15 protein-coding genes are annotated in these 16,235 nt (G+C 41.4%); 5 read left to right on the top strand and 10 right to left on the bottom strand.

The window, feature by feature from the left end; genetic code table 11:
* Positions 1 to 137: 137 nt before the first annotated feature.
* The gene (locus AC0L6H_RS14910) at positions 138 to 1,130 is read left to right on the top strand and encodes a GlxA family transcriptional regulator (protein WP_473389907.1); all 993 of its coding nucleotides are present in this window, start codon (positions 138 to 140) and stop codon (positions 1,128 to 1,130) included.
* A 626-nt stretch (positions 1,131 to 1,756) separates the two neighbouring features.
* Here the strand turns inward: AC0L6H_RS14910 and AC0L6H_RS14905 are convergent.
* Positions 1,757 to 2,800: an IS110 family RNA-guided transposase gene (locus AC0L6H_RS14905; protein WP_473389906.1), complete on the bottom strand. Its 1,044-nt coding sequence runs from the start codon at positions 2,798 to 2,800 to the stop codon at positions 1,757 to 1,759.
* 317 nt (positions 2,801 to 3,117) lie between these two features.
* Here AC0L6H_RS14905 and vapB point away from each other — a divergent pair, with 317 nt between their 5' ends.
* The 4 genes from vapB to AC0L6H_RS14885 all read left to right on the top strand — a co-directional run bounded on the left by vapB (position 3,118) and on the right by AC0L6H_RS14885 (position 5,537).
* Entirely contained in the window at positions 3,118 to 3,345 is a 228-nt protein-coding gene (vapB, locus tag AC0L6H_RS14900; protein ID WP_473389905.1) for a type II toxin-antitoxin system VapB family antitoxin, read from the top strand.
* Between the two features lie 11 nt (positions 3,346 to 3,356).
* A complete protein-coding gene (locus AC0L6H_RS14895) occupies positions 3,357 to 3,758 on the top strand; it encodes a type II toxin-antitoxin system VapC family toxin (RefSeq protein ID WP_473389904.1) in 402 nt (133 codons plus the stop codon).
* Between the two features lie 314 nt (positions 3,759 to 4,072).
* Complete coding sequence (locus AC0L6H_RS14890; RefSeq protein WP_473389903.1) at positions 4,073 to 4,606, top strand: hypothetical protein; 534 nt, start codon at positions 4,073 to 4,075, stop codon at positions 4,604 to 4,606.
* Positions 4,596 to 5,537 (top strand): tyrosine-type recombinase/integrase, encoded by a 942-nt coding sequence (locus AC0L6H_RS14885; RefSeq protein WP_473389902.1) that lies wholly within the window; start codon positions 4,596 to 4,598, stop codon positions 5,535 to 5,537. Before AC0L6H_RS14890 ends, AC0L6H_RS14885 begins: the two co-directional genes overlap by 11 nt.
* A gap of 30 nt (positions 5,538 to 5,567) precedes the next feature.
* Here AC0L6H_RS14885 and AC0L6H_RS14880 read toward each other — a convergent pair whose 3' ends face one another.
* The 9 genes from AC0L6H_RS14880 to AC0L6H_RS14840 form a co-directional block, all read right to left on the bottom strand.
* Positions 5,568 to 6,137, bottom strand: a complete 570-nt coding sequence (locus AC0L6H_RS14880; protein WP_473389900.1) for a PIN domain-containing protein — start codon at positions 6,135 to 6,137, stop codon at positions 5,568 to 5,570.
* Positions 6,138 to 6,143: 6 nt separating this feature from the next.
* Complete coding sequence (locus tag AC0L6H_RS14875) at positions 6,144 to 6,602, bottom strand: helix-turn-helix domain-containing protein (RefSeq protein ID WP_473389899.1); 459 nt, start codon at positions 6,600 to 6,602, stop codon at positions 6,144 to 6,146.
* Between the two features lie 583 nt (positions 6,603 to 7,185).
* The gene (locus AC0L6H_RS14870; protein WP_473389898.1) at positions 7,186 to 7,998 is read right to left on the bottom strand and encodes a hypothetical protein; all 813 of its coding nucleotides are present in this window, start codon (positions 7,996 to 7,998) and stop codon (positions 7,186 to 7,188) included.
* Positions 7,992 to 8,606 (bottom strand): hypothetical protein, encoded by a 615-nt coding sequence (locus AC0L6H_RS14865; protein ID WP_473389897.1) that lies wholly within the window; start codon positions 8,604 to 8,606, stop codon positions 7,992 to 7,994. Before AC0L6H_RS14865 ends, AC0L6H_RS14870 begins: the two co-directional genes overlap by 7 nt.
* A gap of 702 nt (positions 8,607 to 9,308) precedes the next feature.
* Positions 9,309 to 10,286: a hypothetical protein gene (locus tag AC0L6H_RS14860; RefSeq protein ID WP_473389895.1), complete on the bottom strand. Its 978-nt coding sequence runs from the start codon at positions 10,284 to 10,286 to the stop codon at positions 9,309 to 9,311.
* The gene (locus AC0L6H_RS14855) at positions 10,217 to 10,504 is read right to left on the bottom strand and encodes an RHS repeat-associated core domain-containing protein (RefSeq protein WP_473394551.1); all 288 of its coding nucleotides are present in this window, start codon (positions 10,502 to 10,504) and stop codon (positions 10,217 to 10,219) included. Before AC0L6H_RS14855 ends, AC0L6H_RS14860 begins: the two co-directional genes overlap by 70 nt.
* Positions 10,505 to 10,650: 146 nt before the next feature.
* A protein-coding gene (locus AC0L6H_RS14850) for an IS3 family transposase (protein ID WP_473389894.1) occupies positions 10,651 to 11,753 on the bottom strand; the annotation gives its coding sequence in 2 pieces (ribosomal slippage) (positions 10,651 to 11,489 and positions 11,489 to 11,753; 1,104 coding nt in all).
* A 114-nt stretch (positions 11,754 to 11,867) separates the two neighbouring features.
* Complete coding sequence (locus AC0L6H_RS14845) at positions 11,868 to 15,023, bottom strand: efflux RND transporter permease subunit (protein ID WP_473389893.1); 3,156 nt, start codon at positions 15,021 to 15,023, stop codon at positions 11,868 to 11,870.
* Entirely contained in the window at positions 15,016 to 16,143 is a 1,128-nt protein-coding gene (locus tag AC0L6H_RS14840; RefSeq protein ID WP_473389891.1) for an efflux RND transporter periplasmic adaptor subunit, read from the bottom strand. The genes AC0L6H_RS14845 and AC0L6H_RS14840 overlap by 8 nt, the downstream gene beginning before the upstream one ends.
* Positions 16,144 to 16,235: the final 92 nt, after the last annotated feature.

Below are 16,235 nucleotides of genomic sequence, written 5' to 3'. Positions count from 1 at the left end.
TGTTTACATGGTAGTTTAATTTTTCAAGCACATACACTGTCATTTATGACATAATAAATGCGATAAGTGACAACTATTAGTGACAATGATAGCTATCTAAAACAGCCACGAATAACGTATTGAACAAAAGGAAACAAATGCCATACTTTAAGCCTTTAAAAGTTGTAATCGTTGGTTTTGACGGTGTGTTAGGTAGCGCTTTAACCGGCGCTTTAGATTTATTCTCTTTTACTGGAGTTAGTTGGCAACGCTTTGTGAACGCCCCAGTAGAACCGCGCTTTGACGTGCAAATCGCTACCTTGTATAAGCAAGATGTATGGTGTAGCAACCGTCTCAAAATAGCGGCTCATTGTGACTTAAGCCAAATAAACCATTGTGATTTATTATTAATTCCCACTATTGGCGATTCTATCGATAAAGTATTAAACAATACAAAAGCGCTGCTCCCTCATATTATTCGCATTGCTAAGCAAGGAGTCGATGTTGCTAGCAATTGCAGTGGCGCGTTTTTAATTGCCAACAGCGGCTTGCTAGATCATAAAGAAGCCACGACACATTGGGGCTACGCTAATAAGTTTAAAAGCGCGTACCCATTGGTAAAATTAAACGAGTCGAAACTGGTAACCCAAGATGAGAATATATTTTGCGCTGCAGGCGGCAGTGCATTTTATGATTTGGGCCTGCTATTAATTGAACGCTACTGCGGTCGTGAGATTGCAATGCAAGTCGCAAAAACACAAGTGATTGATGCATCACGACGTAAGCAGAGTTTATATGCAAACGTGAATTTATATAAAGCTCATCACGATGCACTAGTACGTGAAGTGCAAGATTATATAGAGGATAACTTCGCGACCAATATGAACGTAGCCAGTTTAGGTCGGCATTTTAATCTTGTGCCGCGCACCCTAAATAGGCGCTTTCAGGCGAGCGTTGGTATGCGCCCTGTTGAATATATCCAAGCAATTAGGGTTGAACAGGCCAAGCGTTTATTAGAGCTTGGCGAGGTCAATATTAAATCCTTAGCTTCAACCGTAGGCTATGAAGACAGTAGTTCTTTCGCACGACTTTTTAAGCGCATTACCTCATTTACTCCAAAACAATACCAAACCAAGAATTATCTTCCTTAGTTTACATTGCCATCAACCAGAGTTGCCGTTAATCACCACACTATTTTGGAATGATCGGTCGTTTTTTTCGTAAAACGCCATTTCGCTGTGCTTTGCATCGCCAATAGCCAACCGAAATCCAACTTCATTACTAGCACTTACTAGTCTTTTGAGTGCATCTACAAGCAGCTAATGCGGATCGTAAATCCGTCCATATATGTACACCTCTCACACCGCAAGTCGTTTTTATAGCTAAATGCTGACTTTCTGCTTCTTAATCGTTCATGCGAGCTATTCTGCTCTCGGACGAATACAGACTATCAGAAGTCGGCTAAACCTTGCGTTACTTTCTAGTTAATTCATGTTAGTAACACCTTATATTCAGTACCCTTTACCACAACCGTCTTTCATAACCTGAGTAAGACTGCTTCCGTATATACGGCCTATTTGATGGCATTATGTTTGCCTGGCCTAAATGAGATCCGCTCCTTTGCTGCTTAATCGTTCATGCGAAGTGATGCCTTCTCGGGCGCGTACAGCTTTGCAAAGGTCGGTCTAACCGGTTATGCCATTTTTCAGGTCGCGTCTTGGGGTGAGAATATCCTTTTATGGGTAAATTGTGAGTGCCAGTGGTGACTATGTCACTCTCATGCTGGCGTGGTTTCTATTTGCGTAACATGCGCGTCGTTATAAACAGCTTCTTGTGTTAACAGAGCCCATATTATGCGGGCAAGTTTGTTGGCCAGTGCCACTGCGGCTATTTGTTTGCCGCGTCTAATGATGAGCTGCTTTGCCCATATGGATAGTCGGTCATTGCTGCCTTCAACATTTCTGACAATAGACCAAGCCCCTTGTATCAGTAACTTCCTCACATACACGTTACCACGCTTAGTGACACCAATATGTTTTTGCTTACCGCCGCTTGAATGCTCTTTGGGGACAAGCCCTAAGCACGCAGCAAAGTGTCTTGCGTTTTTGTATTGTTTTGCATTACCGGCAAATGCAACCACAGCCGTAGAGGTCATTTTACCAATGCCTTTGACTTCTTGAAGGCGGGCAGCGTCGAGTGATGTTTTACCTTGCACCATTATCGTTTTTTCAAGTGTTTTTATGGTGTCGTCTATGCGTCGCCATTCTTGCATTAATTGCGTGAGTAAATCGTTTGCGGAAGGCGTCAGCTCACTTTCTTCCTTTACCAATAATTCAGGTAAAGCGAGTTGCAGTTTCTCTTTCCCTGCCGCAAACACTATACCGAACTCATTCAAAAAACCTCTAATTTGATTGATTAACGCGGTGCGGGCTTTAACATGCCGTTCGCGCACCCGATGCACTTGAATGAGGTCAGTTTGCGCAATACTGCGAGGGGAGACGAATATCATGTTGGGTCGCATCGCGGCTTCTGTAATAGCGAATGCATCATTTCTATCGTTTTTATTGCCTTTAACGAAAGGCTTCACATGTTGGGGCGGAATAAGTTTGGCTTCGAAGCCATGCGCCTGAAACAAACGCCCCCAGTAATTAGAGCCACTGCACGCTTCCATCGCGATGACCGCATCAGGATAACGCAGAATAGTTTCTAGTACCTTTTGACGCCTAACTTGTTTGTTAAACATCGCTTTACCCGCTTGATTAACACCGCAGATTTGAAAAACGTTTTTTGCTAAATCGATACCAATTAATGTAATATTCACGTTGAACACCTCTTGTTTTAAATTAAATTTCGAATCTTAATTTTTAGCACATCTTTTAACGAAGAACGATGCCGTTTCAAGAGGTGTTCATCTCATCATTCATATGGACCAATAGCGTTCCTATCGTTCTAAACTACCAGTTTAGCGGTATCTAGCCAAGACGAAAATACAGGCAAATGCATATACGGTCGTCAAATACCATTCTCCCATCCTTAAAATTGAGTGACACTTATTTGTATATGCTTGACATATTAATGATTGAATATACAATAACATATACATTAACATATACAAGACATATGCATAGGTGACACGATATGGCAACAGCATCATTATTTACAAACGGTAAAAGCCAAGCGGTTAGAATACCAAAGGAATTAGAGTTCGAGGGGATAAATGAAGTCGAAATTACTCGTAATGGCGATTCAGTCGTATTAACACCTCGACGAAAATCATGGTCATCCTTTTCCTCAGTTGATAAAGCTGACGATGATTTTATGAATGAGCGCACCGATGTGGTTACCGACGGTAGGGTTTCATTTTGAAAAAGACATACATGTTAGATACAAACATTTGTTCTTTCATTATGCGTGAGCGTCCTCTGCATCTATTGACAATATTACAAAAGCATGTCGAAGCCAAAGACCGAATTGTTGTTTCTGCTATTACATATGCAGAGATGCGATTTGGCGCTATTGGTAAAAAATCATCACCTAAACACAGTGTGATTGTGGATGAATTCATGTCACGGGTTGAAAGTGTGTTGCCATGGGATAAAGAAGCAGTTGACGCCACAACAAAAGTAAAAAAGCACCTAAGTGACAGCGGCACACCCATCGGTGCTAATGATAACGCAATTGCAGGCCACGCTATTGCAGCAGGATGCGTTTTAGTCACTAACAATACTAAAGAATTTGAACGCGTAAGTGGGCTTAATATTGAAGATTGGACCAAATAATCATCAAATAGATTGGTCAAATAATATTTATGGTTTTAACCGTACTGGCATTAGTTAACATCTTGCTAGTCCCAGCGCTTATATTCTTGCTGGTTTGGAGCGAAACGACTACTATTAATCCATATAAATGGACGGATTCCCGATCAATCGTCGGGTCATAAATCCGACCACCCATATGGACCAATAGCGTTCCTAATCCTCTAAACTACCAGTTTAGTAGTATCTAGCCAAGACGAAAATATACCGTAATGCCATTACGGTTCAAATAGTGCTTCTACAAAAGGGATTCTCAATCACCTTATAGGAACACTAAAATGGATCAATTAAATACTTTAGCCGTCAATATAGGCGCTATGTCAAACACGCGTGTCGTTATTTCATGCGTTGATTACAATCATGAAATACTCTCTGTTTCTGATTTTCAAGAGCATGTTGTAGAGCAGTTAGTCAATTTTTATCATAGTAGACTCTGCCAGAATCTAGCCGTGGTTAGGAGCTTAGAAAACATGGGTATTTCGAAACGCGATATCAACCATCACAAGATAGGATTTTGTGACCGAACACTGCATCAGCATATTGCCTCATCACGCACTTTTGAGGGCGCCTCGGTTAGAGGTGCGTTGGAAGTCCATGGGCTTTTGCGCCCCTCCGGACATGAAGAGCTAAGAGGATGTCTAATTGTCCCCTTATATGACGAAAAAGGCTTAATTGCAGGGATCTTCGGTAAACGGTTAGCGCAATATATTCGTCGAAACGGCCGGCGCTATACCATTTGGTTAGCTACCCAAAATGCGATTAACACCTTGGTCTTTCCTAACATGGTTGAGGTACTTCGTCATGAATATTGAGCCATCCCCCAATGATATTGCCCATTGTATTGCGTTTTACCTTAACAGCTTATTGGTCAAAGACTACAGCGTTCATACAATTGCTCTAAAACGGCGGCACTTAAGCATATTCCAAGCGTGGCTTGAAACCTCCGGTATCGATAATATTACACAAGTAAATGTGGACGTGTTTGAGCAGTATATGGCATATATTAGACATACTCTGCACTCTAAAAAGAAAAGTAAACTGGCAGTAACTACCATCCGCTGCCGCCTAACATCGGTGAGGGTGTTTCTCAAATTCCTAACACAACGCGCAATCATCTCCCATCGTGAGGTGGATAAATATGAATTGCCGAGCATAGGCTTACCGCTACCGAAACCTATTTTAAGTTATGACGATGTATTGTGCGTGTTAAAGCAAATTCCTCACACCACCATAAAAGGTATACGTGACAGGGCTATTGTGGAATGTTTTTATGCTTCAGGTATACGTCGTGGCGAACTGGTAAATTTGGACTTACTTGATGTTGATTTTTCGCAGCGGCAATTGCGCATTACAATGGGTAAAGGTAAAAAAGACCGCTACGTGCCGTTTGGCAAAACAGCGGGTAAGTGGTTAGTCAAATATTTACGAGACGCCAGGCCAATGCTGTCTAATCTGCGTTCGGGCAACGCGTTTTTCATAAATTCATTAGGCACTCGTTTTAAGCCATGTTTGTTATCTGAGTTGATGTCAAAGTACATCCGAAAAGCGAATATTAATAAAAGTGGGGCTTGTCACCAATATCGTCATGCAGCGGCTACGCATATGGTCGACAATGACGCTGATATACGCCACGTCCAAGAGTTTCTGGGCCATGCAAGTATTTCAACGACACAACTATACTTACATGTGAGTAAAGCAAAGCTTCATAGTGTGTATAGCAAGACTCATCCTCGCGCAGATTAGGCCTAATAGTAAGCCAAAGGAATGGCTATCTCACAACAATGCGGAAAATTCACTTAGCTTTGACACAAAACGTGGCAGTTTTTGACGTTGTAAGCAATCTAAATAGGCTTGCGCAGTCATCGGTGGATTTCGTAAACCTCGCCTATGTTTTTGGGCAGCTCCTACCACAACGCTTTGGTTCAACTCAAACATATCAGATAAAAAGATATCAGGGTGAATAGCGCTTAATCCAAACTCTGCCAATGGTTCATCAGGGAAGTCTTTAAGGTTAAAGGTGATAATACCCTCGGCTTGCCCAACGATAGCCGCAGCAACCACATGTCTATCATTTTTGTCAGGTAAGTCAATACTATTGATGAGTTGCTCAAATCCTAATACAAGTGGGGAAGCCGCATGTTTATCCATAAGTGCGCGGGTGCGCGCAAGTGCCTGTGGGTGGAGGTGTGGATTGTTTTTGATAGCATTGCGTATCCACTCATCGTGGATAAGATTGGACCATCGAGCTCGATATAAACCCGTTTGTGCCAAGTACAGCAAATAACTTCTTAATGGCGCGGGGTACAACACACAGGCGTCTAATATTACTGTATACGTCGACATACGATGTCAGTACCCTAAGCCTAATTCTTGATCTAATGAGGAAAGCTCATCTAAGGCCTCAAGACGTTTAGTGTCAATATCATGCTTGTAATTCATCACATCAACAAAGGCTATTTTACGGCGATTTCCTTTGCGATGATGTGGTATTTCATGGCCATCGAGTAGCTTTATTAGCGTTGGCCGCGACATATTCAATAAGTCTGCGGCTTCTTGTGTAGTCAACTCAGCATGAATAGGGGTTATATTGACACTATTCCCCTGACCAAGTTGTGTTAATACCTCAATCATCAATTTAACCGCGCTGCCAGGGATTTTGACATGGTGGTTTTCGCCGTCTTTGCCTACCACACTGAATTCTTGTGCATTGCCGTTAGCTTCTAAAACCGCAGAGAGTTCTTGGCTACTCAAGCGAGCTAACGCAACTTCTTCGGTGCTTGGTAATGTGCTTGTATGTAATACATTCATTCTGTTCGTACTCAGTTATATTTGTAGTCACTATCATTGGATAATACTAGAGACCTTGTATTATTCGCAATTTTCGCAATTTGTCAAGTTTTCGAAATATTCGCAAGGCGTCAAATATATCAATAAGTGCTACTATTGAAGAGTCTTAAAAGGTCAACGCTTTTAAATCGTATATACAAAAACATCAGATTGAGTGTTTGCTACAACCTTTGTTTTTGCAAGTCTAAGGAGATAGAGGAGGCTATTGGTCCACATGGGTGGTAGGATTTATGATCCAGCTTTGAGGGTCAGTTCATTTAGGTTGTTTTTATTCATATAGTTCCGATTATTCAACCTCTTAGAAATAGCCAAAGTTATAAAGGTTACTCTTATATGTTTAACATTCCGTTAAAGTATATCGATCCCAGTGACTATAGTGCATGGACGAAGTTTAGGAATAAAGTATTAAAACCTGTTGCCGAAATGGCTTGTAGAGTACAAATTAATAGCGCACGGTCCGGTCTTTTTCGTCCAAATTGTTATCGAATGCTTATAGTGTGAGTTTTCAACTACTTTGGGATAGTTACACTTTATTTGCAATTAGCTAATTCCTTTGATGCAGGGAAAAAAGCTGTTCACAAATGTCACCGGGCTTGACTCCATACTCAAGTAATACCTTACTTGTTTCAATTGAACCAGCTCTTAGAGACTTTCTCAAATATCCCACCATTGAGCTACATTCACTGCAGAAATCAGCATTATTCTGTAGTAAATATTTTAAAATACTAACTTCTTCTGTCTTAATTGCAATTTCAACCAATGAATATTTACCCTGATATGTATAATTAACATTGAAATTTTCGCTTGAAAGTATTTTATTCATCGTGAGTTTCGAGTTGTTAATCATGGCCATTGCGAGCTTGTGCTCGACTGGAATGTCGGCTAAGTTGTCAAGACCGTCAAACTCTACCAAAGTAACCCCGTCCCGAAGTATCTTCAATTCTTCATTCTTCTTAGTGCCATAAACTTGGACTAATGAGTTGGTGCAACCTTCAGTAATACATTTACCCATTAGATTGTATTTTCTCTTGGAACAAGGGTCTGAATTGATTTCATGAAGACTATCATACACAAGAGCGCATTTACTCTTGGGATCAATAGCTAAAAAAATCGTTTCCCTAGATATTCCTTGTACTTCTGAAAATCTACACAGTAGCGCCGAATTCGCAAAAACCAGGCCATATTCAATTTGGATCTTTCTAAAAACACTTAAATCGTACTCATTGCAAATATTTGCATCATTCGTAACCAAGACGACTGGAAGACCTTCGATAGTATGATGTTCAATGCTTACCGATGATAAAGTAGTACAAGCGAAAATTGACAAGACTGAAATTAGTATTGCTGACTTCAACATGTTTTAACCACCTCGGGATCTGTCGCGCAGTATTCCGCATGAGCCATGTACAGTACACCGATCTCAAATATTTTGACAGCATTTGAAGTTGCAAGAACCCAAGAATTGCCGGTAAATGTTATTCTAAATGGCGAAGAGCTTCCTGGAATTAGAGGTTTAGGGGATGCGCTATTGGGCGAGGAAGGGTTCATTGACACGAAATTGCGCATACATTCCTGATGCGCAGAACAAGCTTCCAATGCCGCTTGCCCCCCAACAAATTCTGTGCTCAACGCCAGTGCAGCTTCATTAGTTATGATTTGTATCCTGCCATATTCTACCCGCAACGAACCATCCTCGTTATACATAGGCTGCATACCTTTTGGTATCATCTCCATCTCGTTAGTTTCTGGATTACGCATTAGTCGCCCCTGCCCCTTTTGATTTGAAGCTACTCCATCTGAAAGAAATTTATTCATCGCAAATTGAAAAGCAGCCGTTACTGCTCCATTAGTCCAAACGCTAAAACCGCTAGGATCCGTATAGCTCATTGGATTATTAAATACATACGAATTGCGATTGTAGGATTGGCTATTTTTGGGTGGTTGAATGATTGGGTCTGCCTGCAAAACCTACCTAACGTTGGAGCATAGATCCGAACGTTCATATGGATTATACCAAACTCATTCATCATTTTATGGCCGGTATACCCTCGGTCAGTTGGTAACATATTGGTAAAGTTCGCCAAATCATTTTCTATAATTATCTGAATTTGTTCACCATAGGGGCCATTCAACGATTGAGTGTCTACATTACCATTACTATCGGTTACAGCGACTACCGAACCTTGTACCAAATATTACATCGAAGACTGCCTGAACTATTTGAGTTTCGCTATCTGATACCGTTGCATCACTACTACCCCATTCAGCCAATTGGACTTTACCATCAAACCACTCAATAACATTACCATGGTTATCAGTCGTCTTAGTTAATATTGCTTTTTCACCTGTGCCAAAAAACCAAATTTCCCACTAGATTTACTAAACTCTCCATTCAAACCGGCAGTAACTGCAATCTAAATCAAATGCACCATGTTTTTATACATGCTCAGCGTTTTCTGAATTTGCTTAGGAACCTCAAGCATAATGACAAAATAAGGAGTAATAAGGCCCCGTAAAAAAAGAATAAAGCACCCAGCGTCATTCTCGAACCCTCATTTACACTATTATTTATAATTCCAGCACTGTACCTTTCTATTGCACCTAATATGAATACTATAGCCAAAATGGCTGAACTAATTGCAAAAAAATTGAGTTTATTTCTTAATTTCATTCCCGCCTCTGTTTTAGAGTATGTCCTATTGCACCAGAACTTTCTTGAGTAGTAGCAGAAAAACTAAAGCCCGCGCTTGGTCCACCAATTAGTATTCCATGGAATGAATCTATTTGACTAGATGTTATGACACTTAACCCTCCAAATGGTGTGTCAGTATTAAACATTTGAGAATTTGCCAAAGATTGTGCATCAACCCATGTTAATCCAAACTCTACCCCTCTGCCAAATGATAGACCATAGCCATCTGCATTATAAGAACCGCCCATTACTCCTGCAATTTCTGCATCTAACCCCGATACTAGTCCGTAATTGGAGTAAACTACATCAAGGTCAATCGTCAGGCCAGCGTGAGCTTCGGCCATATATGGAATTACGTCCCCATCCCACAACGGAGAAGCAACTCCTCTGACGACAAAGCCACCATAAAAATCGAGCTCTTTAAACCAACTTTTTGTCTTTATCCAAGCTTTTTCCCACGACGACTTTTTTTGTTGAAAATGTTCTTCATCATTAAATCCACGAGAAAACGCGCCAGTTATCGCTCCATTAGCAAACTTGCCACCTGTTATCGAAGACGCCGTCCCGCCGACCACGGCGGCAGCAACTATTCTTTTAACACGATTAATCGTATCAAAATAACTGCCCGATGTAACATTGCCAATACGGCCCCCAATTCCATCAATTGCCCCAGCAAACGCTTGGGTAAAACCTGCACTAGCAAAGCCATGTCCAAACTTACCACCATTGAGTATGCTGCTAAAACCACCTGCGAAACCATGTGCTAAGGTTTTTCCAATTTTAGCTCCTCTTGACAGGACACCAGCAGAATCCGCTAACCCATCAAAATGAGTGCCAATGCCATGGAATACCCCTGCCGTAAATGCGCCCGTCAGTGCACCTCTCAAACTACCTGTAGCAATCCCCCTGCAATTGCTCCTGTTCCAACGCTTGCCCAGAAACCAGTACCCCATGGCGCCCATATGGTAAGTGCAATAGAAACAATTGGTGCAAAGTCGCCTAGTAATTTATTGATTCCTTTGAAAAGCTTATCAAAGAAATATCCACTTGGGTCTGTATAACTCAGAGGATTGTTAAGAACATAGCTGTACCTGTTATAAGACTGAGAATTCTGCTGAGCCTGAATATGCGGATCAGCCTGCAAAAACCTGCCAAGGGTTGGATCATAAATCCGACCTTCATATGGACTATTTGGCTTCGCTACTGCTATAAACTAGCGATACAGCGTGATTCAGAAAAGCGCTACTTTAATACAAAATCGTCGACGTGCAGCAAAATACAGTTTTTGTGCGTTACTGTAACCCTCCCTTTTATCGATCAAACTTCAAGAGAGCTTTCCTGATCTAGCCGCTCATATTCTTTAGGCGGTAAATCGTTTAATGATTCATGGGGTCGTTCATAATTATAATCGACCATCCAACTATCTGTTATTTCGCGTACTTCGGTCAAGCTTTTAAACAAGTAACAATCTAACACCTCGTTTCGGTACGTTCGGTTGAATCGTTCAATATAGGCATTTTGAGTTGGTTTTCTAGGCTTGATAAAATCAAGTTTTACACCATGACATTCAGCCCATATTTCAAGTGTGTGAGAGATAAATTCTGGCCCGTTGTCTTGCCTCAGAGCCTTTGGATAGCCACGATATGCGGCAATTCTATCTAACACTCTGATGATACGTTTTGACGGCAAACTAGAATCAATCTCAATCGCCAATGACTCGCGGTTGTAATCGTCAATCACGTTGAACGTGCGAAACGATTTTCCTTCGTAAAGATTGTCGCTCATAAAATCCATCGACCAACACTCATTAGGCTTACTTGGCACTACTAACGGCTCTGGGTCACGCGAAGGTAAGCGCTTTTTACCCTTGCGTCGTAAATTAAGTTTGAGCCCACAGTAAATCCTATAAACTCGTTTATGGTTCCAACAATGACCCATCAAACGTAGCCGTTTATGGATCTTTTTAAACCCATAAGTGGTGTGCTTTTGCGCAAGCTCACTAACAGCCTCGATAATCTCATTATCATCGACCAATTTAGGCTGATAATAGTAAGTACACCGGCTAATGCCAACTGCATCACAGGCCAACACAACGCCTAACCCAAACTCAACTACTGCATATTCAGCTAATACTTTGCGCTGCGCTGGCTTTACAGCTTTTTTTCGACAATGTCCTTAAGTGCCATGTTTTGCAGACTGACATCGGCAAACATCTTTTTAAGCTTTGCGTTCTCAGCTTCTAACTCGCGCATTTTACTCAAGTCAGAAGCCTGCATGCCGCCATATTTTGACTTCCAGTTGTAATAGGTACTTTGCCCCACGCCGTGTAATCGGCATAAATCAGGCACGCTCATCGCGCCCGATTCGCCTTCTTTCAAAATATTGATTATTTGGCTTTCACTAAAACGTGTTTTTTTCATCTTCGTTCTCCATTAGATTTACTGTAAATGGAAAACTCTATTAAGGCTATTCTGATTTTAGGGGAGGGTTACAGACAGATCAATTTGTCCATATTCAGAATATCCTGACCGAAGTTAAAACTCATCGCCATCAACCAAAGTTGCTTTGTTAATTGATGTATTTTTGCCCCTTACAACAGTCTTTATATCATCAAGAATAAGATATAAAGACGGCACCAAAAGCAAGGTAATAACAGTCGCAAACAAAATGCCAAAGGCTAAAGAAATAGCCATGGGAATCACAACTTGCGCCTGCAGACTACGTTCGAAAACAATCGGCATGAGTCCCATAAAGGTAGTTAGCGAAGTTAGGATTATCGCTCTGAAACGTTCGGTGCCTGCTGCAGACACCGCATCCATAAGTGAACGTCCTTGTTTGCGTGCACGGTTAACAAAGTCAACCATAATCAGCGAGTCATTTACCACTACGCCTGACAGCGCAATAATGCCGCATATCGATAAAACGCTTACTGCTTTAAACAAAATAATATGGCCGATTACAGCCCCTACTAAGCCAAATGGGATTACCGACATGATAATTATTGGTTGTGAATACGACTTAAGTGGAATGGCCATAAGCCCGTAAATCGCAAACAAGGCAAACAAGAAGCCTATCGCTAAAGAAGTCGTGGCCTCTTGTTGTTCGCGAGAGGCGCCCTGTAGTTTTGTCGTCACCTCAGGATATTTTTCTAGCATTTGAGGCACAATGTTGGTCATGACGTCTTTTGCCACTTCCCCAGGATCAATAATATCTTTGTTTACCTTTCCTGTTACGGTAATAGACCGAGACCCATCAACCCTAACAATACTGGCGTAACCTTGAGCTAGTTTCACATTAGCTACCTGATTAAAGGGAACGTCGTCACCATTTGGCGCTCTCACCCGCATATTCTCTAAATTTCCAACTGAATTTCTTTCTTCCTTTGGATAGCGAACCATGACACGAATTTCTTCATCATCACGCTGAATACGCTGTGCTTCTGCACCATAAAAACCGTACCTGACTTGCTGCGCTAATTGCGACAAGCTAATCCCTAAGGCTTCAGCCTGTGGTTTTACCTCTAATTGAATTTCATCACTGCCACCGCTAAACGAGTCATTAACTTCAGTTACGCCCGTGTAGGCCTCGAGATATTGGCTTAACTCTGCACTAATCGCTTTAAGTTGCTCAATATTACTTGAACTAAATTCAATTTCGAGATCTGAACCACCACCAGGTCCACCAGGGCTTCCAATATCTAAAGAACGTACACCAGGAATTTCTTTAACATACTCTCGCCACACATTTTTTATTTGTGCGTCACTTAAGTCTCTTGTCTCCCCTTTGGTAAGTTCAATAAATAATCGTCCTGATAAAGGCCCATCATCAAAGGCTAGATAATGTTTAATGACAGGTGCTCCGGTGTCATCTATGAGCTTTTGATTCATTTGTTCAGCCGAAAACATTAATTCTTGGATCGCTAAGTCACGCTGCTTGAGTGACGAACCGGCCTCCATCTCTACGTTAGCAATCATAAAATCAGAAGGTATAGTAGGAAAAAACACAAACCTGACAAAACCACCCATAAACAAGCCAATGATCAATACGAACATCGCAACAAATGACACCAAGGTTGTATATCTATTGCGCACACATTTAGCCAAAAACGGTGCGTAGCGATGTTGGATAAAATTGTTTAGCTTGCTGTTAATGCTTGAGCGCAGGCGCTGGAAAAAATTGGCTGAATTGGGATCGTAGGGTGTTAACTTCATGTGCGCCAAGTGGGCAGGTAAGATTAATTTCGATTCGACTAAAGAAAAAATCAGGCACAATATGACGACCATACCAATGGTCTTCCAAATCACACCAAAGGTGCCACTAACCATTAACATCGGCGAAAAAGCAGCTATTGTCGTCAATACCCCAAAAGTTGCGGGCATGGCCACCAGCTTTACACCTCTTATAACGTTATCGATGCTGTGGCCGTGCTTATTGATTTCAGAGTATGCTGACTCACCCATTATGATCGCGTCGTCTACCACAATCCCCAAAACCAGTATAAATCCGAATAAGCTCAACAAATTGATAGAAACAGCAATGCCTTCCAAAGGCATAAACATAAGCGTCCCTAAAAAACAAACCGGCAGCCCCACCATTACCCAAAATGCGATTTTAATGCGTAAAAATATTGATAGTACACAAAAAACTAGAAACGCCCCCATCAGCATATTCTTTATCATCATATTTAAGCGGTCAGCAAGATAAAATGAGCTATCTCCCCACGAATCTGCCGTTATATTGTCGGGAAATTCAATGCGCTTTTTATCTAGATACGCATTTACATTCCTAGATATCTGCAAAGCATTTTGATCGCCCACCGCACGCACGCGAATGCTCATTGCGGTTTTGCCATCGAATTTAGCAAAACTATTGTCCTCAACAAAACCATCATTGATTGAGGCTATATCACCTATTAACAAACGAGTACCATCGCTTCTATTTATGAGAGGAATTTGCGCAAAATCCCAAGCGGTATAGGCTTGTCCTTTAGCTCTAAGTAGTATGTTTCCATTTTCAGAGCGTATAGAGCCGCCCGGAATATCAACTGAGCTACGGCGTATTGCGTTAACGACATCATCAAAACTTAAATTATAGGCTTGTAATTGCACCTCAGAAATTTCAACCGAGACTTCAAAATCACGTGCCCCAAATACAGTCACGTCAGAAATACCATCTAGATTAGCCATTTCTTCACGCATGTTGGTAGCGACTTCTTTTAGCTCTCTCTCTGTTACATCACCATATACTGATACCCACAACACGTCTGTTTGTGCTTTTATGCGATATACAACAGGCTTTTCGGTATTTAGCGGGAAAGTGGATATAGCGTCAACTTGCACCTTAATTTCGTCTAATAGGTTTTGAACATCATAACCCTCTTGTGCTTCAACACTAACTGAACCAAGCCCTTCACGAGCAACAGATGTAATTTTTTTAATACCCTCTAAATCTTTAATCGCTTCTTCAATACGAAGGATAACGCCCTCTTCTACTTCCTGTGGCGCTGCGCCCAAATATGGCACTTGAATACTGACTACATTAATCACAAATTGTGGAAATATTTGTTTTTGGACCTTTACGATCCCAAATATGCCACCAATAATGATGCTCACCATGAGCAGATTTGCGGCGACGCTGTTGCGCGCAAACCATGCGATTAGACCGCTTTTTGTGTCTATTGTATTACTCATATATAAGCTCACCATTTTGCTCATTTTCACTATTGATTGCTTTACTCGGCTCATCATCAGTGAATCTAACCGGCATGCCATTATATGGTGTAGAAACGGCGCTCATAATAACCTTATGTTCTGTATCTAAGCCGTCACTTATATATACAAAATCCTCATCTGCGCGCATGACTTGAACCGTGTTTATTTTTATTTTGTTTTCTTTTGTGACGCTTAATACAGTGCCATCAAGACGTAATACATAGCGCGGCAACTTAACCACATTACTGGCGGTCAAACCACTGATCGCTGCACTAACAAAACGGCCAAATTTTAGCGAACTTGGATGTTTTTGTTGTTTTAGATTATAAGGGTCTTGGACTTCAACCACGCCAAATATGACGCGCCTAGCTTCGTCAAGTACAGCTTCATCTCGTACTAACTTACCTTGCCAGAAATGCCGCTTTCCTGCCACATCGGCGCTCAATGTAACAGCCGGTTGTTCTTCGTTTAAGTTAGCAATGAATGCCATGTCATTATCAGTTAGGGGTAGTCGCACCTGTGCTATATCGGTTGAATATACTTCACCAATTTGTGAACCTATCGGTGCAAACTGCCCAATATCTATTTTTCTAGACTTTACCAAACCATCGTAGGGTGCTCTAATTTGTGTACGACGTAAATTCCGCTTTGCCCTCTCTAAATTTGCCATCGAGGCTTTTACATTCGCTTGTTCTCGAGCCAGTTGTGGCAAACGCAATGCAAGATCTGTAGGTGAAGTTGAATTAATAGAACTCCATTCTTTTTCAGCCACTTTAGCCCGTGCAATTTCTTCATCGAGTGCTGCTTGCGCTCGCGCTAAGTCAGCTTCTGCTAGAGACAAATCGGTTTTATAATCATCACTTTCTAACGTGACTAGGACATCACCTTTTTTAAAGAAACCTCCTTCATTAAAGTTAGCTGCGACCTTAACCACCTGGCCGCTTACCTGAGTACTCAACATCGTTTGATGCTTTGGTACAACCGCACCTTGTGCGTATACCAAAAACTCGACATCTTCAGTGAAAATATCTTTGGCCTCTACTAGAAATGCTTTGCTTACTAGCTCTTTTTTCTCCGGCTCTTGTTTCATGCTAATCATGATGAAAAACACCAACGCCGTTATTAATATGATAAGAAGAGGTATTATGAATTTTTTTGTTTTGCTGGTCATAAATAGGGATTGATTAATTA

The sequence above is a fragment of the Glaciecola sp. G7-5 genome, assembly GCF_055808975.1.
Note: the sequence above shows the minus strand (reverse complement) of the source record. Positions and strands in the feature narration are given on the sequence as shown.

Coding starts and splice junctions, on each gene's coding strand:
- AC0L6H_RS14875 (WP_473389899.1), bottom strand. CDS start 6,602: ATGAATGTATTACATACAAGCACATTACCAAGCACCGAAGAAGTTGCG.
- AC0L6H_RS14880 (WP_473389900.1), bottom strand. CDS start 6,137: ATGTCGACGTATACAGTAATATTAGACGCCTGTGTGTTGTACCCCGCG.
- AC0L6H_RS14885 (WP_473389902.1), top strand. CDS start 4,596: ATGAATATTGAGCCATCCCCCAATGATATTGCCCATTGTATTGCGTTT.
- AC0L6H_RS14860 (WP_473389895.1), bottom strand. CDS start 10,286: ATGGGGTACTGGTTTCTGGGCAAGCGTTGGAACAGGAGCAATTGCAGG.
- AC0L6H_RS14870 (WP_473389898.1), bottom strand. CDS start 7,998: ATGTTGAAGTCAGCAATACTAATTTCAGTCTTGTCAATTTTCGCTTGT.
- AC0L6H_RS14845 (WP_473389893.1), bottom strand. CDS start 15,023: ATGAGTAATACAATAGACACAAAAAGCGGTCTAATCGCATGGTTTGCG.
- vapB (WP_473389905.1), top strand. CDS start 3,118: ATGGCAACAGCATCATTATTTACAAACGGTAAAAGCCAAGCGGTTAGA.
- AC0L6H_RS14895 (WP_473389904.1), top strand. CDS start 3,357: ATGTTAGATACAAACATTTGTTCTTTCATTATGCGTGAGCGTCCTCTG.
- AC0L6H_RS14840 (WP_473389891.1), bottom strand. CDS start 16,143: ATGATTAGCATGAAACAAGAGCCGGAGAAAAAAGAGCTAGTAAGCAAA.
- AC0L6H_RS14890 (WP_473389903.1), top strand. CDS start 4,073: ATGGATCAATTAAATACTTTAGCCGTCAATATAGGCGCTATGTCAAAC.
- AC0L6H_RS14910 (WP_473389907.1), top strand. CDS start 138: ATGCCATACTTTAAGCCTTTAAAAGTTGTAATCGTTGGTTTTGACGGT.